This window comes from Bacillus sp. FSL K6-4563, from assembly GCF_038630405.1.
Taxonomy (GTDB): domain Bacteria; phylum Bacillota; class Bacilli; order Bacillales; family Bacillaceae; genus Bacillus; species Bacillus pumilus.
In genome coordinates this window covers 2,389,383-2,412,364 of record NZ_CP152030.1, presented here as the reverse complement: position 1 = coordinate 2,412,364, position 22,982 = coordinate 2,389,383, and the positions used below count along the sequence as shown (strand labels likewise).

At 39.7% G+C, this 22,982-nt stretch carries 25 protein-coding genes and 1 pseudogene; 19 read left to right on the top strand and 7 right to left on the bottom strand.

Features of this window, described 5'->3' with window-relative positions; all coding sequences use genetic code 11:
- Positions 1-132: 132 nt before the first annotated feature.
- Both MHH54_RS12215 and MHH54_RS12210 read left to right on the top strand, forming a co-directional pair.
- Complete coding sequence (locus MHH54_RS12215; RefSeq protein ID WP_137054924.1) at positions 133-336, top strand: hypothetical protein; 204 nt, start codon at positions 133-135, stop codon at positions 334-336.
- A gap of 124 nt (positions 337-460) precedes the next feature.
- Entirely contained in the window at positions 461-961 is a 501-nt protein-coding gene (locus MHH54_RS12210; RefSeq protein ID WP_137054925.1) for a hypothetical protein, read from the top strand.
- Positions 962-1,006: 45 nt separating this feature from the next.
- On the opposite strand, the gene MHH54_RS12205 is transcribed toward MHH54_RS12210, so the two are convergent.
- The 3 genes from MHH54_RS12205 to MHH54_RS12195 all read right to left on the bottom strand — a co-directional run bounded on the left by MHH54_RS12205 (position 1,007) and on the right by MHH54_RS12195 (position 2,883).
- Positions 1,007-1,198, bottom strand: coding sequence for a hypothetical protein (locus tag MHH54_RS12205; RefSeq protein WP_226803766.1), 192 nt, complete (start codon positions 1,196-1,198; stop codon positions 1,007-1,009).
- A gap of 71 nt (positions 1,199-1,269) precedes the next feature.
- Complete coding sequence (locus MHH54_RS12200; RefSeq protein ID WP_342500286.1) at positions 1,270-2,091, bottom strand: hypothetical protein; 822 nt, start codon at positions 2,089-2,091, stop codon at positions 1,270-1,272.
- A 132-nt stretch (positions 2,092-2,223) separates the two neighbouring features.
- Positions 2,224-2,883 (bottom strand): hypothetical protein, encoded by a 660-nt coding sequence (locus MHH54_RS12195; protein ID WP_342500285.1) that lies wholly within the window; start codon positions 2,881-2,883, stop codon positions 2,224-2,226.
- A gap of 975 nt (positions 2,884-3,858) precedes the next feature.
- Here MHH54_RS12195 and greA point away from each other — a divergent pair.
- The 3 genes from greA to MHH54_RS12180 all read left to right on the top strand — a co-directional run bounded on the left by greA (position 3,859) and on the right by MHH54_RS12180 (position 6,858).
- On the top strand, positions 3,859-4,332 hold the full coding sequence (gene greA, locus MHH54_RS12190) for a transcription elongation factor GreA (protein ID WP_003216248.1): 474 nt from the start codon (positions 3,859-3,861) through the stop codon (positions 4,330-4,332).
- A 50-nt stretch (positions 4,333-4,382) separates the two neighbouring features.
- Entirely contained in the window at positions 4,383-6,125 is a 1,743-nt protein-coding gene (locus MHH54_RS12185) for a penicillin-binding protein 2 (RefSeq protein WP_342500284.1), read from the top strand.
- 67 nt (positions 6,126-6,192) lie between these two features.
- The gene (locus tag MHH54_RS12180) at positions 6,193-6,858 is read left to right on the top strand and encodes a YrrS family protein (protein WP_050943687.1); all 666 of its coding nucleotides are present in this window, start codon (positions 6,193-6,195) and stop codon (positions 6,856-6,858) included.
- 35 nt (positions 6,859-6,893) lie between these two features.
- Here MHH54_RS12180 and MHH54_RS12175 read toward each other — a convergent pair whose 3' ends face one another.
- Complete coding sequence (locus MHH54_RS12175; RefSeq protein ID WP_034620637.1) at positions 6,894-7,097, bottom strand: YrzA family protein; 204 nt, start codon at positions 7,095-7,097, stop codon at positions 6,894-6,896.
- Positions 7,098-7,283: 186 nt separating this feature from the next.
- Here MHH54_RS12175 and MHH54_RS12170 point away from each other — a divergent pair, with 186 nt between their 5' ends.
- The 7 genes from MHH54_RS12170 (at position 7,284) to MHH54_RS12140 (ending at position 11,961) form a co-directional block, all read left to right on the top strand.
- Positions 7,284-7,925: a class I SAM-dependent methyltransferase gene (locus MHH54_RS12170; protein ID WP_003216751.1), complete on the top strand. Its 642-nt coding sequence runs from the start codon at positions 7,284-7,286 to the stop codon at positions 7,923-7,925.
- A gap of 15 nt (positions 7,926-7,940) precedes the next feature.
- Positions 7,941-8,627 (top strand): 5'-methylthioadenosine/S-adenosylhomocysteine nucleosidase, encoded by a 687-nt coding sequence (gene mtnN / locus MHH54_RS12165; RefSeq protein WP_003216576.1) that lies wholly within the window; start codon positions 7,941-7,943, stop codon positions 8,625-8,627.
- Positions 8,628-8,682: 55 nt separating this feature from the next.
- On the top strand, positions 8,683-9,606 hold the full coding sequence (locus MHH54_RS12160) for a cysteine synthase family protein (RefSeq protein WP_003216685.1): 924 nt from the start codon (positions 8,683-8,685) through the stop codon (positions 9,604-9,606).
- A gap of 1 nt (position 9,607) precedes the next feature.
- Entirely contained in the window at positions 9,608-10,756 is a 1,149-nt protein-coding gene (locus MHH54_RS12155) for a bifunctional cystathionine gamma-lyase/homocysteine desulfhydrase (RefSeq protein WP_003216259.1), read from the top strand.
- Positions 10,757-10,828: 72 nt separating this feature from the next.
- Positions 10,829-11,059 (top strand): YrhC family protein, encoded by a 231-nt coding sequence (locus MHH54_RS12150; protein ID WP_003216296.1) that lies wholly within the window; start codon positions 10,829-10,831, stop codon positions 11,057-11,059.
- A gap of 445 nt (positions 11,060-11,504) precedes the next feature.
- Positions 11,505-11,639 carry a YrzI family small protein gene (locus MHH54_RS12145; RefSeq protein ID WP_003216232.1) on the top strand — a complete coding sequence of 45 codons (135 nt, stop codon included), beginning with the start codon at positions 11,505-11,507 and terminating at the stop codon, positions 11,637-11,639.
- Positions 11,640-11,805: 166 nt separating this feature from the next.
- Positions 11,806-11,961: a hypothetical protein gene (locus tag MHH54_RS12140; RefSeq protein WP_223250656.1), complete on the top strand. Its 156-nt coding sequence runs from the start codon at positions 11,806-11,808 to the stop codon at positions 11,959-11,961.
- A gap of 43 nt (positions 11,962-12,004) precedes the next feature.
- On the opposite strand, the pseudogene MHH54_RS12135 reads toward MHH54_RS12140, so the two are convergent.
- Positions 12,005-12,079, bottom strand: a pseudogene (locus tag MHH54_RS12135) (YjcZ family sporulation protein); the annotation flags it as partial.
- Positions 12,080-12,396: 317 nt separating this feature from the next.
- Here MHH54_RS12135 and MHH54_RS12130 point away from each other — a divergent pair.
- Positions 12,397-12,999 (top strand): class I SAM-dependent methyltransferase, encoded by a 603-nt coding sequence (locus tag MHH54_RS12130; protein WP_003216605.1) that lies wholly within the window; start codon positions 12,397-12,399, stop codon positions 12,997-12,999.
- 421 nt (positions 13,000-13,420) lie between these two features.
- Positions 13,421-14,635: a formaldehyde dehydrogenase, glutathione-independent gene (fdhA, locus tag MHH54_RS12125; RefSeq protein WP_050943691.1), complete on the top strand. Its 1,215-nt coding sequence runs from the start codon at positions 13,421-13,423 to the stop codon at positions 14,633-14,635.
- 217 nt (positions 14,636-14,852) lie between these two features.
- Here fdhA and MHH54_RS12120 read toward each other — a convergent pair whose 3' ends face one another.
- Positions 14,853-15,746: a LysR family transcriptional regulator gene (locus tag MHH54_RS12120; protein ID WP_342500283.1), complete on the bottom strand. Its 894-nt coding sequence runs from the start codon at positions 15,744-15,746 to the stop codon at positions 14,853-14,855.
- Positions 15,747-15,885: 139 nt separating this feature from the next.
- Here MHH54_RS12120 and MHH54_RS12115 point away from each other — a divergent pair, with 139 nt between their 5' ends.
- The 5 genes from MHH54_RS12115 (at position 15,886) to MHH54_RS12095 (ending at position 22,108) form a co-directional block, all read left to right on the top strand.
- Entirely contained in the window at positions 15,886-17,337 is a 1,452-nt protein-coding gene (locus MHH54_RS12115) for an alanine/glycine:cation symporter family protein (protein WP_342500282.1), read from the top strand.
- On the top strand, positions 17,334-18,491 hold the full coding sequence (locus MHH54_RS12110) for an iron-containing alcohol dehydrogenase (protein WP_342500281.1): 1,158 nt from the start codon (positions 17,334-17,336) through the stop codon (positions 18,489-18,491). Before MHH54_RS12115 ends, MHH54_RS12110 begins: the two co-directional genes overlap by 4 nt.
- Before the next feature lie 164 nt (positions 18,492-18,655).
- Complete coding sequence (locus MHH54_RS12105) at positions 18,656-19,405, top strand: SDR family oxidoreductase (protein ID WP_106032673.1); 750 nt, start codon at positions 18,656-18,658, stop codon at positions 19,403-19,405.
- Between the two features lie 371 nt (positions 19,406-19,776).
- Positions 19,777-20,997 (top strand): MFS transporter, encoded by a 1,221-nt coding sequence (locus MHH54_RS12100; protein WP_106032674.1) that lies wholly within the window; start codon positions 19,777-19,779, stop codon positions 20,995-20,997.
- Positions 20,998-21,067: 70 nt separating this feature from the next.
- Positions 21,068-22,108 carry a 2,3-butanediol dehydrogenase gene (locus MHH54_RS12095; protein WP_050943700.1) on the top strand — a complete coding sequence of 347 codons (1,041 nt, stop codon included), beginning with the start codon at positions 21,068-21,070 and terminating at the stop codon, positions 22,106-22,108.
- Between the two features lie 156 nt (positions 22,109-22,264).
- On the opposite strand, the gene MHH54_RS12090 is transcribed toward MHH54_RS12095, so the two are convergent.
- Positions 22,265-22,978 carry an amino acid ABC transporter permease gene (locus tag MHH54_RS12090; RefSeq protein ID WP_106035314.1) on the bottom strand — a complete coding sequence of 238 codons (714 nt, stop codon included), beginning with the start codon at positions 22,976-22,978 and terminating at the stop codon, positions 22,265-22,267.
- Positions 22,979-22,982 lie beyond the last annotated feature (4 nt).

Here is a 22,982-nt window from a genome sequence, read left to right as displayed (position 1 = left end):
ATTGCTTATTTTTACATAAATATTGGAAAGTGAAAGGATATTTGCGATAATAAATTGAAATCACGTTGAATAGTGATTAAAAGTCAGCGTGTGGACTGTTTGATTTTTCTCTGAATTAGGAGGTGAACTATAATGAATGGCATAGATATATTGGAGAATGTCTCGAAAATTGGTCAATTAATACTGTTGTTATCTGGTTATGCTCTTCATCGGAGATTGTCGAAATTAAAAAAGGAACGTCCTCTTACAAAGTACGAGAGTTTTCTGAAAGTATTCGTAATGCTTGGTATATATGCTTGGGCGCTATCATTCTTCCTTCTATTTATGTGGGGTTAACACCCAACTATTATGTGTCACGATATGTCGATTTTTGTAATAAGAGATTAACTCTCTATTAAAACCCTTTATTTTCTAAAAATGTATGATAAAGTTATTTTGAAAACTTAAAGGGGGTTTTAATATGAAGAGATTATTATTTTTCATGTTAGCATTAGTTCTGGCTGTAACTGCATTTGCGCCAGCTGCTGCCGCAAAGACACAAAGCACAAAGGGGTTAGAAGGTTTGACAGAAGAACAAATCGATAAGTCTTTAAAAGAAATTGAATACATTTTCACAAAGATTATCGTTTCTGAGAAAAAGGGCTTCGTTATTAATGACGAAGAGCTTGCAAAGTCACCTTACTCGGCTGAAGTGAAAGATGGAATGGTCGCTTTTGCAAAATACATGAATCAAGAAGTGACTACAAAAAGTAACACAGTAACTCGCTGTGTCGAGGATGCAATTGGTGTCGCTAAGGGCACATTAAAGCATCTGCAAAAATCAATTGAAAAGGGAGATTGGATATCTGTATTAGGCGCTCTTGCAGTTATGAATATAGCAATTAAGCCGCCTATATTATTCGCATTCATGCTAGTTTGTGGTGCACCAGTAGCTAAAATTGCTCCTGCTCAATATGAATAAGATTATTATGTGAAATTGGCCGTCCACCTGGGCGGCTTTTCTCTTTTATTTAAACCTCCATTCCTTCTTCTCTTTATCCCATTTTAATTTATTTCTTGATATAAGGTTCTTAACCGCCTTACGGATCGCCGGCTCATCTTTACCTGTTTTCCTCTTAAGGTCATCCATCGAGGGATTCTTTCTGAATCTGCTCATGTTATAGATGATTCGATAAAGTTTCCTTTCAAGATCGGTCACGGCGTACCTCTTGTAAAATAGAATATATGTTCGATTATAAACGGAAATAAATAGCCCTTCAAGTCGAAGGACTATTTCAGAATGGTTGATTTGCTTTTAATTATCATGTTATCCCCTGATCGTTCGTAGGAGAATTTGGCTGCGCTCTTATCGCTTTTGTATGGCACTTTCCAGAATACGGATAACTGCGAAATTGAGTCATTATCCGATCCAATCTTAGCAGCTAGATCTTCACTAAACATTTCCGTCATATTATAAGAGGTTTGAGCAGAATTCTTTGCATCAAATGACAAGTGAACAAGAGCAATTAATTTATTTGGCTCACTCGATCCCATATCTTCATTAATTTCAATTGAGGCAGTAGTGTAATTATCTTCTACAATAGATTCAATTTCATATTCAGCATCACTTTTCAAAGATTCTAATTCATCTTCTTCACCTGCTACTTCTGACTCGTATACCTGTTCGGAATCTGTTTCATTGTGCTTTGTCAGCAAACCACTTTCAAATTTAGAACTTAGTCGATCATCTTCAAATATTAAGTCTGCCGAGGCATCATTTTCAATTCCTTTTTCCCCTTCATATTCCCAAATGAAATAATTATCTTCTTTTATTTCTTCTGATCTAGCGGAACCACCAACAATTTTCTTAACTTCTTTAGGAGTCATACCTTCCTTTAATTGACTATATTTTTCAGGAGTTATTGATGCTATTTCTGAGCTTTCATATTTCCAAACAAATGAATTCAAAAATGATATTGATAACAATATAAGAAGACAAGTAATAAAAACGCCTTTTCCTATTTTCCTTGATTTTGAGAAAATTAATAGAATAAGTCCTACACAAATTCCTATAATCATTAAACCGGCAAATATTGAAATGAAAATTCCCATTTTGTTCCCCCTAAGAATGGTGCTCTTTTAAGTAAATAACCATTATGTAACAATAAAGGAATTTATGAATGGTTTTCAACGAAATCTTCAAATATGATGACCACTCTTCAAGATCAGTCATGATGAACTTCCTTAGATATCAAAACTTACTTCTTTTCCATAGACGATTGCATCAGGCTTGTTGTTGTCATTCTTTAATACATCTTCGGCTTTTATTCTAATAGCCCTCTCATTTTCATTTACAGGAATCCAGACCATGTTATTTTCCAATTTCGATTCTGGCAACATTTCTATAGATGATGGATTTGGTAATCCCATATATAAATTAAAATCTAAATTTACTTGGTGTTTTCCCTGAGTGACAGCAGTTCTAAATCCTCTCCAAGAGATTTGATCTTTACCTGTGTTTTCTGTTTCATAAAGGATTTGGGCATAAGTGAATTTATTTAGTTTCCCATCAAAATGTTCCTCCAATTCAGCTTTAAAATTATCAGTAAGATCGGTGACTGTAATAACTTTTATATTGTGGAAAACGATTTTCAAATCACCTATTCGGACCTTTTTATCACTTATATCTTTTACATTGTTTAAAGTGACTGTTCCGGTATCAGGGTCGTATAAACTGTCACCAACTTTATCTAATGTCTTTTTATTGCTCTTTTCTAAGTTGTTATTGGAATTATAGCTTTCACTCTCTGTGGTTGTTGTCCCGCTTTCTTTTGAAGTGTTGTTGCATCCACTTAACAATGTAATACATAATAATAGGAAGAAACACGATTTTATGTGATTCAATATAAACCCTCCATAACAATTATTTTCCATATTAGTTTACCATAATATCCATAATTGAAGTTTAAAAACAAAGGGTTTTTGAAGAGTATGAATCTAAAAACAGTATTCAAAAAGATTTCTGTTGCAAAATCTGTCTCTGCCCACAGATTGCCCACAAAAAAATATAATTGATCTAAAAATAATGAAAATAACAACATAGTGGAACAGGGAGAAACTCTGAAAGCATTGGGTTTTAGTTGATTTCGTTATCAATAAATAACATATCAAGACCATTGACTTAATGGTGACAAAAATTCAAACGATTCTTCAAAACCGAGCAGAGTAAATGGTGGAGGAGAAAAAAACCTTTACATTGTAAAGTCTTTTCAGCATCATAATAAAGAGAATAAATACCCTATTTCACTTGTTTCTAAAAGTAGAAGCTGCTTAAATATTTTAAGAAGTAACACTTTGAATGAAAGATTTGATATGATAGGAAAACAATGATGTGAAATAGATGTAGAAAAATGTCGTTTTCAATCTGAATATTGAAGTGGTTTCGATTTTGTAAAAGTATATTAAAAAAACGACAAACAAATCATCACAAATTTTCAAACAATTCTTGATCAAAAAGCAATTATGTAATAATATAGCATAGACATATCGTACACTGACCATATTATGTATTGGGAAGATGGAGAATGGATAAGCTATTCTTCTACATATGATCGAAATGGCGAACGAGGTACAGGAGCTTCCTGTGCCTTTCCACAGTTTGTGCGATAAGATAGATCATCTTTTGACCGCTGCGGATGGTCCTATCTGAGAAAAGGCATAATAGTTGCATCTAAAAGGGACGCCATGTAAGATGGACTTTTACAAATATGGGACAGAAGGAATGAGGGCATGAAGAAGTCCTCATTCTTGTATATTTCAGTCGTCACTCACGTGCAGAAAGTATGTATGATGAGGATTAATAGAAGGAGTGAATGATTCATGGCACAAGAGAAAGTATTTCCAATGACAGAAGAAGGAAAACGTAAATTAGAAGAAGAGCTTGAACATTTGAAAACGGTTAAACGTAAAGAGGTTGTAGAGCGTATTAAAATTGCTAGAAGCTTTGGAGACCTCTCTGAAAACTCGGAATATGATTCTGCTAAAGAAGAGCAAGCGTTTGTAGAAGGGCGTATCACTACGCTTGATAATATGATTCGCAATGCCAAAATTATCGAAGATGAAGGAAACTCAAATATTGTCTCACTTGGTAAAACAGTCACTTTCGTTGAATTACCAGACGGAGAAGAAGAGTCTTACACAATCGTTGGAAGTGCAGAAGCTGATCCGTTCGAAGGAAAGATTTCAAACGATTCACCAATTGCAAAAAGCCTATTAGGCAAACAAGTAGACGACAAAGTAACCGTTCAAACACCTGGCGGAGAAATGTTCGTCCAAATTGTAAAAATTTCATAATCACGTTTATACGATAAACACCTCGTCCACAATAGGGACGAGGTGTTTTTATGCGCAAAAAACGTAGAATTCAATGGACAGGTGCTATTATTTTTATACTGCTGCTTGGTCTTCTCATCAGACTGGCAGAAATTCAACTGTTTTTCACAGAATCTTTTTCAAAGCTTGATATCAATTTAATACAAGAAAGTGTCAAACAGCGTACAGAAGAAGTGGTCATTTCAGATGGCCGCGGTGAATTTTTAGATCGAAACGGCGAGGCGCTTCTCACAAAAGAACAGCCTGCGGTGATCTTATTTCCTTTCCTGCAATATGATCTTCCTCATTTAAAACAAACCGCCTCTATTCTTGAGATGGAAGAAGATGAACTCAAAAAACAGCTGACAGAAACCAAAAAACCTCTGATTCTCAAAGATGACATCACGAAAAAAAAGCTGAAAGACATCAATGATATGAAATATTCAGGTGTGTACGGCGTATATATGAAAGAGAAGGACAAAAAAAGACTTGCCCTCCACACATTAGGCTTCACGAGCGAGAATCCAGAATTGCTCAGAAAGCGTTATCCTGACAAAAAAGAGCTTTCCATCCGTACAGAAATCGGCACTTTTGGGCTGGAAAGTACCTTTGACGAATTTTTATTACCCGAGCAAGACACAAAATTGTTATATCATGTGGACGGAAGGGGAAACCCTTTGTTTGGGATGGACGTCAAATATACAGCAGAGGCTCATTCATTTTATCCTCTTCAAGTTCAAACAACAATTGATGAAAACATGCAAGCTGAAATGGAGAAGGTACTGAAAGACCAGGGCGTCGAAAAAGGCGGGGCCGTTCTGCTCGACATTGAAAGCAGCAGTGTGCTGGCGATGGCAAGTATGCCAAACGTCACAAGCAAAAACCGGCATGAAGCAAGAAATTACATGCTGACTGCCATGGCACCAGGCTCTGTCTTTAAAACCGCTGTACTTGCCGCAGCAATCGAAAAAAACCTCGACCAGCCACAAACGATGTATGACTGTCGAAAGAATTTATATGGAGAGCCAGAAGGAACGCAGGAAGTCCTGAATCTGTCTGAGAGCTTTTCGCAGAGCTGTAATTATACCTTTGCAACACTTGCTGACAAGCTGATCCAAACAGATGATCAAATCATTGAAAAGACGGCTGCAAAGCTTGGACTCATTGATCGAGCTGGCTGGGAAGGGGATGTCTATCATAAGCAGCATTTCAAACAGTTTGATCGTGAAGAAACCGGCAATGTGTGGGGGGATAAAAGAGACAAGCATGTTAAAAAGGCTATTGCCCAAACCGCAATAGGGCAAAAAAATGTCAAAACGACTCCTTTGCAAATGGCCAATATGATGGCGTCGATTGCAAGAGGCGGAGAACGAAAAGAAGTGAAAATCGCTGAAAAAGTGCTGTATCAAAACGGAACAACGATGCTAACCTTTCAAAACAAACGACCAGAAGGGGGCAGTATTGACCGCTATACAGCACAAAAACTGCAAAAGTACTTAAGGCAGGTGGTAACGTCTGACAAAGGAACAGGAAGAAGGTTTCAAGACCTTCCATTTGATGTGGCGGGGAAATCAGGCACTGCCCAAACTGGCAGTAAAGATAAAAAGGGGAATCCGCTTTATCATAAGTGGTTTGCTGGATACTTTCCGGTGGAAAAACCAAAATATGCTCTTGTCGTTGTTCACCTTGATGAGACAAGTGGCCGGGCTAAGACAAATGATGCGTTTTATGATATTGTAAAAAAGGTCAACGAAATTGAAAAGAAACAGACATAGAACATCCCTTCATGTCATGTTAAAATAGTAACGACTTAGGGAACAGAGGCAAAGGAGTGCAGAGATTTTGAGTAGAAATTCTCGATTTGAACATCGTGATAAGCGCAGAAAGGCCAATATGGTGCTTAACATATTAATTGGTATCGTTGTGGTGCTTATTTTGGTGGTCGCAACGAGTTTATTAATTTTTAATAAACCGAAAGACACAGATGTAGCGAAAGAACCATCTAAAACAGCGCCTGCAACAAGTGAAAATAAACAAAAATCAGATGAAGATGTGAAAGATCAAAAGAAAGACACATCCGATGATTCAGATGCAAAAAAAGATGACTCATCTGATCAAGACGACGATGCGAAGAAGTCAGATGATGAAAAAGAGCCTAATAAAGATGCGTTAAAAGACGCCAAAGAAACAGATGGCGGCAAAACGAGTGACGTAGACAAAACATACGAAAGCGATGACTGGGAGCCTGTAGGAACAGAGCAATCCGGTTCACATACAGCAACCTATGATTCTAACTCAAAAGACTGGAAAGAAATGATGAAAGCCATGTCCTATGCAACGGGAATTTCAGAAGATCAAATGACAGTTCTTTGGTTAGGAAATAACGGAGGCCCTCAAGATGCAAAGGGAACCATCCGTGACAAATCAACAGGCGAACGCTACCGCGTGGAAATCACATGGGTAGATGAAAAAGGCTGGAAACCTGTAAAGGTTGAAAAATTAAAATAAACATGAAAAAAAGATAGCAGCCATGCTATCTTTTTTTAGATATTCGCCTTAAAATGAACAACCGCTGTATACAAAATCCGGTCATCGATCACAGTCGTTTGATGACTGACAGAATGAACGGTCAGCAAGATTGCCTGATTATGTTCAATTTGTTTTTGGATCTTTTGTTCAAGTTCTTTTAAAGACGATGCTTCAAAGAATTCAATTTTATCCTTTAGAAAATCCAACTGGAAATCCATTTGATTCACCTCTCCATACTCTTCATTCATCTTAATCTCTCTCCTCTAAAAGAGCAAATATTTTTCTACCCCTCCCAGTATTTTTTAGTAGGAAAGAAACTGAACATGTGGTAGGATAGGAACTGTTCGACGGATTAAAACATACTATACGCATAGGAATAAATAGATAAAGTGGAGGGAAAGAAAATGGGACGTGAGTTTCTTTCTTTATTTGATCATTGGGCTGACTCTTATGACGACACGGTAAGTGGTCATGATGAGCAGTATGAAGAAGTGTTTCGCCGGTATCCGGTTATTTTAAAAGAAATTGTTCTGCGTGCAGGTCAAGATGTTCTTGAGTTTGGAAGCGGCACGGGGAATTTAACAGCGGCACTGCTCGCAGCTGATAAGAACGTATTTGGCGTTGAACCATCAGACGCCATGAAGAAAGCGGCTCTTCAAAAGGGAATACCCGATGTGATTCATGATGGGGATTTTTTATCATTTCCAGCGCCGCCATTTGAGCCGGATACAATCGTCAGTTCATATGCTTTCCACCATTTAACGGACGAAGAAAAAAAACAAGCCATTCACACCTATAGCAACATCCTTCACTCAGATGGTAAAATAGTCTTTGCTGATACAATGTTTCAAAATCAAGCAGCACATCAAGCTGAAATTGACAAAGCGAAAGCGTCAGGATTCGATCAGCTTGCTGAAGATTTAGAAACAGAATATTATCCATCCATCGATGTGCTAAAGCAAATCTTTGAAGAAGAAGGTTTTAGTACGTCCTTTCATCAAATGAATGATTTTGTTTGGATCGTAGAAGCGAAGAAAAGGGAATGAAAGGATGTTTTTGATTTGAAAATCGCAGTCATAGGTGCAATGGAAGAAGAAGTGACGATATTAAGAGATCAACTAAAGAATGCTACACAAGAAAACATCGCTGGGTGTGAATTCACAACAGGTGTTTATGAAGATAAAGAAGTGATTTTATTAAAATCAGGGATTGGAAAAGTGAATGCAGCGGTCAGCACAACACTTCTGCTTGACCGCTTTCAGCCGGATTATGTGATCAATACAGGATCAGCTGGCGGTTTCCATCACACATTAAATGTAGGGGATATTGTCATCTCTACTGATGTTAGACATCATGATGTGGATGTCACGATCTTTAATTACGAATACGGACAAGTACCAGGATTGCCAGCTGCTTTTGTTGCAGACGAAAAGCTTGTGAAGCTGGCAGAGGAATCGGCTTTAGAGATCGATCATATCCAAGTGGCAAAAGGAACGATTGCAACCGGAGATTCATTTATGAATGATCCGGATCGTGTAGCGTTTGTGAGAGAGAAGTTTCCAGAGCTATATGCGGTGGAAATGGAAGCCGCAGCCGTTGCACAAGTTTGCCAGCTCTTTGGAACGCCATTTGTTGTCGTTCGAGCGCTATCTGATATTGCAGGGAAAGAATCCAATGTCTCATTTGATCAATTTCTTGAACAAGCAGCGATTCACTCAACCGACCTTGTCTTGCGTATGATAAAGTAAACTCAATAAAAGAAGGGGATTCCCCCTTCTTTTCCATACAAAGGAAGGGAATCATATGGCTGTCATAAAGGATATTACAGAATTAATTGGCCGCACACCGCTTTTAAAACTGTCAGGAATCGGCATCCCGGAAGGTGTAGAGGTATATGCAAAGCTTGAAATGATGAATCCGGGTGGAAGTATTAAAGATCGTTTAGGTGATATGCTCATAAGAGAAGCATTGGCATCTGGCAAATTGCGCCCTGGTGGAACCATCATTGAAGCAACTGCTGGAAACACAGGAATTGGGCTTGCCCTCAGTGCAAGAAAGCATCAATTGCGGACCATTTTTTGCGTACCAGAACATTTTAGTCAAGAAAAACAACAGCTCATGAAAGCGCTCGGTGCAGAGATTATTCATACACCAAGAAAAGAGGGCATGAAGGGTGCGATTGATCGAGCCCTTGAACTAGAGGCAAGCCTTGACAATGCCTATTGCGTTTTACAATTTAAAAACCAAGTAAATCCATTGACTTACTATAAAACGCTTGGCCCAGAATTATGGTCCGATTTGCAAGGAAATATCGATGTATTCGTGGCAGGAGCGGGATCTGGCGGGACTTTTCAAGGGTGTGCTGCCTATTTAAAAGAGCAGCATCCTGCGTTAAAAACAGTTGTTGTCGAACCTGAAGGATCGATTTTAAATGGAGGAGATCCGGGTCCGCATAGAACGGAAGGAATCGGCCTTGAATTTATCCCAGATTATATGGAATCTGCTTTATTCGATGAGATATATACCGTCAGTGATGATGATGCTTTCCAAATGGTGAAAGTAGCTGCTGAAAAAGAAGGCGTTCTCATCGGGAGTTCTTCGGGTGCAGCGTTATTTGCCGCTTTAGAAGAAGCGAAGAAGGCAGCACCTGGGACAGTCATCGTCACCATTTTTCCTGACAGCAGTGAACGGTATTTAAGTAAAGGAATTTATGAGGGAGGAAAATAAAATGAAACGAAAAACAATGATGATACACAGCGGAACAACTGGTGATGAAAAAACGGGCGCTGTGTCTGTGCCGATATATCAAGTGAGCACATATAAGCAGCCGAAAGCAGGCGAACATACAGGATATGAATATTCAAGAACTGCGAATCCAACAAGAACGGCACTAGAAACCGTCATTCGTGACCTTGAAGGAGGAGCAAACGGCTACGCATTTGGTTCAGGAATGGCTGCCATTACGGCAGTGATGATGCTGTTTAACAGCGGAGATCATATTGTCCTGACAGATGACGTATACGGCGGAACGTACCGCGTCATCACAAAGGTACTCAACCGTATTGGCATTCAAGCGACCTTTGTTGACACAAGTGATCCTGAAGCAGTGAAAAAGGCGATTTTACCTGAAACAAAAGCGGTTTACATTGAATCACCAACCAATCCTTTACTGAAAATGACTGATCTCAAAGCGATCGGCCAATTGACAAAAGAAGCCAACATCTTAATGATTGTTGATAATACATTTTTCACACCTTATTTCCAAAGGCCGATTGAATATGGGGCGGACATTGTCCTGCATAGTGCCACTAAATATTTAGGCGGCCACAGTGATGTCGTAGGCGGGCTAGTTGTAACAGCGACGGAAGAGCTTGGGGAAGAACTGCATTTTGTTCAAAATTCTACTGGTGGAATTCTTGGACCGCAGGATTCATGGCTTCTCATGAGAGGAATCAAAACGCTTGGACTAAGAATGGAAGCACATCAGCAAAATGCACAGAAAATCGCTGAGTTTTTAGAACAACATCCAGCAGTCACACGTGTTTATTACCCAGGTCTTGATGCTCACCCTGGACATGAACTTGCAAAAACGCAAGCATCAGGCTACGGCGGCATGATCTCTTTTGACATTGGAAAAGAAGAACATGTCGATGTGTTTTTAAGTCAGCTTAAGCTGTTTACGATCGCAGAAAGCCTTGGAGCGGTTGAAAGCTTAATCTCTGTTCCTGCTCGAATGACTCATGCGTCCATTCCAAAAGACCGCCGCGAGGAGCTTGGCATCACTGATGGGCTAATTCGTATATCTGTCGGGATTGAAGATGTGGATGATTTACTGAATGATATGAAGCAGGGACTAAACGCACTAGTGAATGGATAGATTTACATGCCACTACCTTTCTTTTACTATGTTAAGCTATCAATAGACATGTTAAACAGGAAGGTGATTCAAGTGAAGAAAAAGTGGAGTGGTTTAGTGACAGATTACAAGCAGTACGCTTTTATTTTGCTTGCTGTCAGCACCTTTTTATATATTGGTACGATCATACCAAGCCAACACATCGAAGCATCTCCAAAAATGCTGATGATGGGAATTGATTGTATTTTCTTATTAGCAGCTTTTCTTTGTGTGAGACGCGCGATCTTTTTTCAAAAGAAACTGCAAGAACTAGATGAAGATTAATTCGAAAAGTCTCCTCATATACGTGAGGGGGCTTTTTTGATTGTATTGGACAATCGGACAAGAATAAATGTAGAAATTTAGTCAAACACACAAAAATCATCTATTTTACTAAAAACAGGTTTACAAAATGGTGCTTGCTGGATATACTAACAAAGTAATTAAAAACGTAAAGGAGGCTGAAGAATATGTTATTCGTATCTACTTGTGAACAATTCAACCAACAATTTCATCATGTCATCAGCCTGTGGAAGAGCTCGTGTCCTTCCTTTACCTTATACGGTGCACGCTTCAGAACTGTTTAAGTAAACGAGGATTTTACGTATCATCCATTGCAGGTTGGAAGACACTGTCTTTTGATCTGCATTTTTGTGTGCCCACAGGTCAACTGACAAAGAAGATCTGCGGGCTATTTCGCGTGCCGCGAACTGAAGGGAGGTGAGCGTATATGACAATCCATTTATTTTTTATCACATTGACGATCCGACGAAAATACAAAGACATTGAAACAGTTCTTTATGAACAACAAGTCGAAACATTGTATGAAGAAATGAAGCAGAAACAACTAAAGTACATGAACTAAAATACGAAAAGAAAAATGCGAAAAGGAGGAGATTGACATGTTTATGATGCTTGCAATACTTGATTGTTATACTATGGAGAAGGACCAGGTTTAGACACGCTCCACATTGATCATCTGCACATATGATATCCGTAAAAGGAGATTGTGAGGTGATCAACGAATGTCGATGTCACCATATATGAGGTTTCCGTCAGTGGGGCACGGATATACATCCATTCCGCATTCCTTAAAGCATGGATACGGCAATCCGTACCGAATGCAAAGAGAGCAAGAGGAAATGCTCAGACAATATATGTATCAGTACCGAGCTTATTGGTATTAAAGAAAAGGAGCAGGAAACGTTATCGTTTCCTGCTCCTTTTACATTAGCAAATCCAGCTTGCACCGATGATGATCAACAAAATGAACAGTACAACAAGCAATGCGAATCCGCCTGCAAAGCCGCCACCGTAACCACCGCAGCCTCCAGCATAACCTCCACCAAAGCCCATAATCTAGCACCACCTTTATCTAATCAAGATACATTCATAAAATATGCAGCTCATGCAGAAAACGAAATCAATCTGAGCACAATTAATGAAAACGCCTATTCGGATTAAATTTTTTGAAGTTCTGCGAAACATTTTCTGAAAAGATGCCGTCTAATCAATAACAAATGATTAGGACTAGGTCTTAAACTTTGTTAGGTGTGAGCCGATATGAAAAGTAAGAAAATTCGTAAATAGTTTTATTTACTGGTGCAAAGCAGGTGTTAACATTGATTCAAAGCTGGATTGGAAAACAAATGAGGGAACCAAAAGGCTTGTTCTCAAAATGGGTTGCCCGCTATATGGAAAAAAATCATCATAATATCAATGAATGGACGATTCAACTCTTAAATATACAAGAAAATGACCGGATTTTAGAAATCGGTACTGGAAGAGGCATGACATTATCGAAGGTAGCAGAGAAACTTGATCGCGGTAAAGTATATGGAGTGGATGCCTCTCGTCATATGATCAAATATGCAAAAAGAAAACATAAGAAGCTTGTGGAACAGGATAAAGCCGTTGTGACTCTTGGTAAAGCCGAGCATTTACCTTTTGAAGACAGATCATTCAATAAATTATTTACGGTGCAGACCATTTATTACTTGAAGGATATTGAGCAAGTCATGAAGGAAGTGTACCGCGTTCTTCAAGTGGATGGAGAAGTATTCTTATCATTCCAACAGCAGGAACTGATGAAGGAACAAAAGCGGTCACATTCTTTTTCATCGTATAGTGAACAAGAGATCAGCCGCCTATTTTCAGCGTATCACTTTAGAGAAGTTTCGGTTTATCACTATGATACATACATCTGTATCAAAGCGTTAAAATGATGAAAATATTTCCCAGGTAATGAACAAGCATTCTAAAAGAGGCTCTTCGTGAGAGGAGCTTCTTTGCGTGTCATTGAATCATGTTTGAACGAATTAAAAAAAGTCTCTTCACCAGAAGAGACTTTTGTATATGATGTAGGCGCCAGCCAGGTGTGTAAGGAATGATAGTATATATAAGGAATTTGTTTGTCGATTAAGGATACCTGTCTGGCTTATTTATTATATCGACACCGTTCTTCAAAAGTTTAGCTTTTTTTTCAATATTTTCTTTTTTATTTGACTGGAAGATACATTTTTCTCTCCGTGATAGACATTTTTCGCTTTTTTTTTATCAATTGTGCCAATTGGAGCAGGGAATTGCTTCAGAAGTAGAGAAAATTGTAGAGACTTCATTTTTAAACAAAAAGGGAGGAATGAAAATATGTCGGGAAACAAAGGTGTCGTTTATAAAGGAGCAGGAAATGTAGCAGTTGAGGATATTGGATACCCTGATTTGATTTTAAGAGATGGCCCGGGTGTACCGAAAGCCAATGTGGGGCGCAAATGTGAGCATGGCGTCATTTTAAAAGTAGTGACGACGAATATTTGCGGAAGTGACCAGCACATGGTGAGAGGTCGTACCACTGCGCCTGCAGGACTAGTCCTTGGTCATGAAATTACAGGTGAAGTCGTTGAGGTTGGACGAGATGTGGAGTTTATTCAAAAAGGAGACCTTGTGTCCGTTCCCTTTAATATTGCTTGTGGACGATGCGTCATGTGTAAGGAACAAAAAACCCATGTGTGCTTAAATGTAAACCCGGACCGTCCCGGCTCTGCCTATGGGTATGTCGATATGGGCGGATGGGTTGGCGGCCAATCCGAGTACGTCATGGTACCATATGCAGATTTTCAGCTGCTGAAATTTCCAGACAAAGATCAAGCGATGGAAAAAATACTTGATCTGACGATGCTTTCCGATATTTTCCCGACAGGTTTTCACGGTGCTTATACAGCTGGAGTAAAGCCTGGTTCGACCGTATATATTGCCGGTGCAGGGCCAGTAGGTCTTGCCGCAGCACATTCCGCTCAGCTCCTTGGCGCTTCTACGGTCATTGTCGGTGATTTGAATGAACAAAGGCTGGAGCAGGCCAGAAGCTTTGGCTGTGAGACGATCAATTTAAGAAAACATGATCGAATCGGCGAACAAATCACCAATATCTTAGGAGAGCCAGAAGTAGACTGTGCCGTCGATTGTGTCGGCTTTGAGGCTTCAGGTCATGGAGATCAAGGAGAAGCACCTGCAACCGTTTTAAATACAATTATGGATATTACCAAAGTTGGCGGTAAACTCGGAATCCCAGGGCTTTACGTCACAGAAGACCCAGGTGCAGTGGATGCTGATGCAAAAGTTGGATCACTGAAAGTGCGAATTGGACTCGGCTGGGCAAAAGCCCATACCTTTGTGACAGGCCAAACCCCTGTCATGCAATATCACCGCAGTCTAATGAAATCCATTTTAAGCGGAAGAGCACAAATCGCCAAAGCGGTGAATGCAACCGTCATTAACCTTGATCAAGCCCCTCAAGGATACAGCGACTTTGATTCCGGTGTAGCGAAGAAATTTGTCATTGACCCGCATGGGATGATTTCTAAATAATGAATCAATGAGAATAATCGAAAAAACTTACGGGAGATTATATCCTGTAAGTTTTTTTGTGTAAATAGACTTTTAAGATTCAGAGGTTTCCATTCTAAATATAAGAAACAAAACTTACACAGCCACTGATTAGCTTTGTTTAGTTATTTAGAATGATCAAATCTCTCAGTAAGTGTTATAACAGTCCTTCTTTTATTTAATCTAGAGTTGATCTCTGCTAGCCATGCAAGAGTATGTAGTCCTCTGTTAAATCCACAAATGCTTTTAAAGCAGGGGACATCCATTTGTTTTTATGCCAAAATAGTTGAATTTTCGTTGAGAAACAGGGTTCCATCCAATTGATTTTGATGATATTGCCTTCTGAAATTTCTCTTTTCACAGAAATTTCAGGAAGTACAGCAATTCCTAAGCCAGCCATTACACATTTTTTTATGGCTTCTACATCTGCTAATTCTAGTTTACTTCTCGGTTTTGCTCCCGCCTGTGTTAATGAATGTTCAAAGGCGTAGCGATAATCACAGTCTTCAGTTAACAACAATCTTTGCTCGTTCAAATCAATTGGATATACTTTTTGTTTTTTGCTCAAAGGATTTGTTGGGCAGCATACAATGGCCATCGGTTCATCTTTTAATTTTTTTACAAGTAAATGTGAGGATACTACAGGATTCATGGATAATAAAGCGACATCAATTTGTCCTTCTAATAATAGATTTAGAACATCCTTTTCTGCTATTCCTGGGCGGAAGATCAGTTCGACTTTTGGATACTTTGTTTGAAAGTCCGTTAAAATGTGAGGAAGCCGGTAGGTGCATTGTGTTTCAGATGCACATATTCTCAAAATGCCGCTTGGCTCATTCATTCCGCCAACAGCCTCTAATGCTTCCCCTGTTAAGCCTAAAATTTTATCCGTATAATGTTGAAATTGTTTGCCAGCTTCTGTTAAGATCACCCTTTTTCCAAGCCTTTCAAATAGAGGGGTTCCTAGCTCTTCTTCCAATGCAACAATATTTGCTGTGATGCTAGATTGAGCATAACCAAGCATTTGTGCAGTTTTTGTAAAGTTTAATACTTTTGATGCTGTTTGGAACATCATCAGTTGTTTGATCTCCAACTTCAAGCCTCCCTAAATCGGATCAGCCGATTGATATCATCAGAAAACCTCTATAGATTGATCATAACATTTTTACTATCATAAAAGTAAGCGCTTGCAAGTTGTGTTATTTCAAAATATTCAGATTTGCAAAGGGGAGATGGCTTTGTTTGATATGATTGTCAATTCAGTGAATGATTTTTTATGGACATATATTTTAGTAGTCATGTTAATCGGCATAGGAATCTACTTTACAGTGAGAATGAAATTTATGCAAATTGTCTTACTAAAAGAGATTTTCCGTTCTATTTTTGAAAAAGCGCCCAAAACCAAAAAGGGAAGTCATGAAATTTCATCTATGCAAGCTTTTTTTATTGGAGCTGCTACAAGAATTGGTACTGGAAATATGGCAGGCGTAGCCATTGCCATCACAGTGGGCGGTCCAGGAGCTATTTTCTGGATGTGGTTTGCGGCCGTTTTAGGGGGAGCTTCTGCGTTTGTTGAAAGTACACTAGCTCAAATCTATAAGATTAGAACAAATGATGGATTTAAAGGGGGACCAGGCTACTATATTCAAAAGCAATTCGGAATGAAGTGGCCAAGCAGGATTTTTGCCTTTTCTGTTATTCTTAGTTTCGGCTTAATTTTTAACGCTGTACAAACGAATACAATTACAAATGCCTTTCAATATTCATTTGGGATCAGCCCAATTGCCATGGGGCTATTTGTCACAATTTTTACTGCTTGCATCATTTTTGGTGGTGTCAAGCGAATCGCTAATTTTACACAAATCATTGTGCCAATTATGTCGGCATTTTATATCATTTTAGCACTTTATGTGATTGTCACAAATATCGGTGCTGTACCCGCGGCATTAACAAGTATTATGAAAAGTGCGTTTGGGTTAGAGCAAATCGTTGGGGGCGGGATTGGTGCTGCGATAATGAACGGTGTAAAACGTGGGCTCTTTTCCAATGAAGCAGGAATGGGAAGTGCTCCAAATGCCGCTGCTGCCGCTAATGTTTCGCATCCAGTAAAACAAGGGTTTGTTCAATTATTAGGTGTATTTTTTGATACATTAGTTGTTTGTAGCTGTACTGCCTTTATTATTATGCTATCGACAGTAGAAACAGCTGGTGAATTATCTGGTATCGAAATTACACAAGCAGCAATGGCACAGCATTTTGGATCTTGGGCTAGTATTTTCTTAGCATTTGCTATATTTACTTTTGCTTTTAGTTCTATTGTAGGTGGCTACTATTATGGTGAAGCCAATATCGGTTTTATCCATAACAGTGTAACAGCGCTATTGATGTATCGAATTATGGTATTAATGATGATCATGTTTGGGGCTATGGCCAACATACAAATCGTTTGGACGTTGGCCGACTTGTCGATGGCCATTATGGCAATTGTCAACTTGATTGCGATTGCAATTCTAGGCAAGTTCGCTTTTGCCGCTTTGGATGATTACATTCAACAAAGATTGTTAGGCAAAGATCCTGTCTTTTATGCATCTAGCATACCAGGTTTAAAAGAAATAGAATGGTGGGGAGCAGAAAAACAAACTGCTAACTCCATAAACACAAATGAAGGAGTAGAAAAATCATGATGAATTTTGAATATCATTGCCAAACAAAAATGATGATGGGGACTGGTCAATCAAAAGAAATCGGTTCTATAGTAGAAGATATTGTATTGCCGGGTGCCACAGTTATGCTGGTGACGGACTCTGGTGTGAAGAGCGCAGGGCTCGTTCAGCCTATTGAAGCGTATTTGCAGGAAGCTGGTTATCCTGTCGTTGTATTTGATCAAGTATCTCCAAATCCTAGAGATAGTGAATGTCTAGCTGGTGCAGAGCTCTTTAGAAAAGAACAAGCATCAGCGGTCATTGCGATTGGTGGCGGAAGTCCAATGGATACGGCGAAAGCGATTGCTTTATTAGGTCCAAATGGCGGCATTCCTGAAGATTATATATCAGGGAAGAAGGCGTATGCTAATCTATCTCCATTAATTTGTATCCCAACAACGGCTGGTACTGGTTCTGAGGTGACCCGTTCATCTGTCATTACGTTAGCTGCTTCACATAAAAAAATCACATTAAAGCATGGCTTGCTTCGGCCAACCATTGCGATTTTAGATCCTGCCCTTACATTGACGGTGCCAAAAGGCATAACAGCCGCAACAGGCGTGGATGCATTGGTACATGCTATTGAAGGCTATTCATGTAAAGTAACAAATCCTATTTCGAAAGCAATGGGTGCAAGTGCAATGGAGACAATTGTGAAATACTTACCCAAGGCATATGAAAATGGATCTGATCTAGAAGCGAGATATAAAATGCAGGAAGGGAGCTTACTAGCCGGCTTATGCTTCGGTTCAGCCGATGTCGCAGCCGTTCATTGCTTAGCAGAAGCACTTGGTAGTCTTTATGATACACCTCATGGTATCGCAAACGCGGTATTTTTGCCTTATGTTATGCAATTCAATGCAGTCGAAAATAAGGCATTACACGCAGAGCTTGCCAAAATAATGAGCTTTGCAGATAAAACGGATTCAGATGATGTGGCGATTCAAAAATTAATTGATGGCATGTATACATTCACAAAAAATTTAGGTATTCCAGCACTAAAAGATTTATCTTATGTAAAAGAAGAGGATTTTGAAAAAATGGCTGAATTAGCAGAACAAAACGGCTCTACATCAAGCAATGTTCGTACCGTTACAAAAGCCGACTACTTAGATATTTTAAAGGCTGCTTTTTAAAATCACCATATAGAAAAATAGAATCAATGAATTCCAAAGAAACACCCTCTTCATGACACGATCACTTGGAGGGTGTTCTTTTATGTTTCATGTGGCTAGGTATCGTCTATATATGAGTGGTATGATAGACGACAACATCTGATGGAGAAAGGGTTGGATAAACAATGAAATTTCACAATAAAACCGTTATCATCACAGGCGCAGCCAATGGAATTGGTGAAATGATCGCCTGGGGCTATGCAAAAGAAGGAGCACGAGTGGTGCTTGCGGATATAGATGAAGAAAAGGGTAAGCGCTTGGAGGAAGAGCTAAAAAAAGAATCATTAGAAGCTTATTTTAAGAAAACGGATGTGAGGCAAGAAAAGGAGATTCAGCAGTTCATGTCGTTTGCGGCGGAGCGCTGTAAAACGATTGATATTCTCATTAATAATGCTGGTGTCATGTGCACAGTATCGCCTTATGAATTAACGCTTGATGAGTGGGATCGTGTGTTACAGACGAACCTAAGAGGGACTTTTTTATGTGCAAGAGAAGCAGCACGTTATATAAAAGAGAATCCAAAAGGCGGTTCTATTGTGAACATTTCATCCACCCGCGCGACCATGTCAGAGCCTCATACAGAAGCATATGCCGCATCAAAAGGCGGAATATCTGCGCTGACTCATGCCTTAGCGGCTTCTTTTAGTTCGGATCATATCACGGTGAATAGCATTTCACCTGGATGGATTGAAACGAAGGATGAGGAGAATCTTCGAGAGATCGATCACCAGCAGCATCTTTCCAATCGAGTCGGCACGCCAAAGGATATTGTGAAGGCCTGCTTTTATTTAACCGATGAGGAGAATCAATTTGTGACCGGCACAGATTTAGTCGTTGATGGCGGCATGACCAGAAAGATGATCTATGCTGATTAACTTGAAAAAACATTGACGCTTTGATCAAGGCGCAGTACAATATGTAACAATTCAACTGAAGATCGTGATGAAATAAAGACATAGCGCAAATAGAGAAGAGTACATCATGAGCTGTCCCGCACAGAGAACTCCGTGAAGCTGAGAAGGAGCCGGGCAGCATGATGGAACCAAGCCTCTTAGCTCTGCACCGGATTCCTTCGGATGGTGGTGCAGCGATATTCTCCCGTTACAGAGATGGGTTCATGATGACCTGCTAAGGTTCATCTGGCAACAGATGAATAAACTGAGGTGGCAACGCGGAGTAAATCCCGTCCTCAAGACAGAAATGTCTTGGGGGCGGGATTTTTTTATGACAAATAGGAGGAAAAGTGATGAAAAAACATTGGCGGGATATGAGTTTACTGCTTGGAGCCATCGGAATTGCGAACATAGGAGAATGGATTTATATGATTGCTCTCCATCTGCTCATTTTTCAAGAAACGGGCTCTGTGCTGGCTGTAACAGCCGTCTATATGCTGAGACCGGCTGCGGCTCTTTTGACAAACAGCTGGTCTGGCAGTTTGATTGACAGGCTGAATCAGCGGAAAGTGATGATCAGCTTAGATATCACCCGGGCTATCCTGATCGCATGTGTACCCTTTGCGTTATTTTCAGGACATCTCCTTATCCTTTATGTGCTAGTGCTTCTCATTCAAATGGCACAAGCGATGTTTCATCCAGCGTCGATGGTCTATATGACAGGATTGATCCCGGCGAATAACCGAAAACGGTTTAATGCCTTTCGCTCATTATTACAATCGGGTGGGTTTTTACTTGGCCCCGCTGCAGCAGGTCTGCTTTTTTTAGTCGGTACACCTGTTTTTTCAATTTATATAAATGCGATCTGCTTGTTGGTATCTGCTCTGTTAACAATGTGTTTACCGAATTTGCTCAAACAAGATGCTGGCCAAAAGGGTTTTACCCTTTCAATGTTAAAAGAGGATGCGAGGCTTGTTCTTCGATTTAGTTTGACATCACGCCAAATTATGGCGGTGTATTTGTTATTTAGTGCCGCTATCACGGTACTTCCTACTGCCATTGACTCTCTTGAAACAGCCTTTGCAAAAGAAGTGCTTCTGCTAACTGATACACAATATGGTCTTCTTGTGAGTATAGCTGGGGCAGGCATTATCGCAGGCGCAGGTCTCAATTCGGTGATTGTGGAGAGGCTGCCTGTTTCGATCATGCTTGGGATTGGCAGTTTGTTGGTGGCATGTGGCTATCTCATTTATGCTTTTTCCAGCACATTGTTTATAGCCGCTGTTGGATTTTTTATATTAGCATTCTTTTTAGCATTTGCGAACACAGGTTTTATGACTTTCTATCAAACGAATATCCCGATAGAGGTGATGGGGAGGGTAGCCAGTTTTTATGCTTTAGTTGAAGCCATTCTAACGATCATGCTGACAGGTGTCTCTGGTGGGCTTGCACATGTTTTATCAATCCGAACCTCCGTTGTCACCGGGAGTCTATGTATGCTTCTTGTCTGTTTATTGCTATGTTTTGTCATCTTTCGTCCATTGACTGGCAAAAAGATAGTGCATCCTACTTAGAAAATTAAAAAAATTATGTTATGATTATTTAAGTAAGTTAATTAAATTGATGAGAAAAGGAGTCTTACACATGAAAGCACTACGCTGGCACGATCAAAAGGACATTCGACTAGAGGAAATTGATGAACCAAAAGTTGCTCCAGGAAAAGTGAAACTTAAAGTGAAATGGTGCGGCATTTGTGGTAGTGATTTACATGAATATCTAGGAGGACCTATCTTCATTCCAGTGAATGAACCTCATCCACTGACAAAAGAAAAAGCACCTATTACACTGGGGCATGAATTTTCTGGTGAGGTTGTTGAAGTAGGAGAAGACGTCAGCAATTACAAAGTAGGCGACCGAGTGGTTGTTGAGCCTATTTTTGCAACTCACGGACATCAAGGTGCTTACAACTTAGATGAAAACATGGGCTTTTTAGGACTTGCCGGAGGCGGCGGTGGATTCTCTGAATATGTATCTGTCGATGAAGAATTACTTCATTTATTACCAGACGAAATTTCATATGAGCAAGGGGCACTTGTAGAGCCTTCAGCAGTTGCTTTATATGCGGTTCGTTCTAGTAAAGTACAAGCTGGCGATACAGCGGCTGTGTTTGGTTGCGGACCAATTGGCTTGCTTGTTATTGAAGCATTAAAAGCAGCTGGTGCTACTGATATTTACGCAGTAGAATTATCTAAAGAACGCCAAGAAAAAGCGAAAGAGCTTGGAGCGATCATTGTTGATCCTTCTCAATATGAAGATGTTGTTCAAGAAATTGCACGCCGTACAAACGGTGGCGTCGATGTTTCTTTTGAAGTGACAGGTGTACCTGTTGTATTGAAGCAAGCAATCCAATCAACTAGAATTTCAGGTGAAACAGTCATTGTAAGCATTTGGGAAAAAGGCGCAGAAATTATGCCAAATGACATCGTCATTAAAGAACGTACAGTTAAAGGGATCATCGGCTATAGAGACGTATTCCCATCTGTATTAAACTTAATGAGAAAAGGCTATTTCTCTGCTGATACACTCGTTACGAAAAAAATCAAGCTTGACGATGTAATCGAGGATGGCTTCAATGCATTAATCAATGAAAAAGATCAAGTGAAAATTTTAGTTAGTGCTGAATAGTAAGACAACGAAGGGGAATGGCAAAAGCCATTCTCTTTTCTATTCATAGTGATCAATCAATGGAAAGAGCAGGACAATTTCCTTTAACACACTTAAAAAAAGGTGAATAAATGGATCAAAAAAAGTCGATCAGGTTCTCGTGCCTGATCGACTTTTTTATCGTCCAAGAGATCTTCCGTACACGCTGACTCGTTTCTCTAACAAGGCAAAAGCGAGTTCAAAGAAAATGCTCAGCAGCCAATAGATCAAAGCAGAGACGAGATACGTTTCTAAAAACTGATAGCCGTCGTTCGCAATGATTCGGGAAATCCCCATGATCTCAAGTACTCCAATCGTAAACGAAAGAGAGGTGGCTTTTAATAGCTGAATGAGCTGATTGCCTAAGTTCGGCAGGGCTACCACAAATGCCTGCGGCAAAATAATGCGCATCATCGCTTGGCGTGTCGTCATCCCCACAATTTTTGCCGCTTCAAGCTGTCCTTTGTCTACCGCAAGAAGTGCACTCCGAACGACCTCTGTTAAATGGGCGGCTGAATGAAGGCTGAATGTAATAAGGGCAACAGCTAATGGAGAGACCATATCTGGATGAAAGGTCAGCCCGAATGTACCGCTCACTTTGGTTAGAACAAAAGGAAGTCCATAAAAGAAAGTGAACAACTGAACAATAAGAGGCGTTCCTCTAAAAAAGGAGACATAGAGCGTCACAAGCTGCCTGAGTACAGGAATGCGGAAGAGACGAATGAAAGCAAAAACAGATCCAATCATCAGGCTTACAGCCATGGAAACGAGTGCAATCAATAAGGTAAAAGGAACGCCTTTTAGAATATGAGGTACTTGGTCAATCGCAAATTGAATATCAATGGTTTGCATCAAA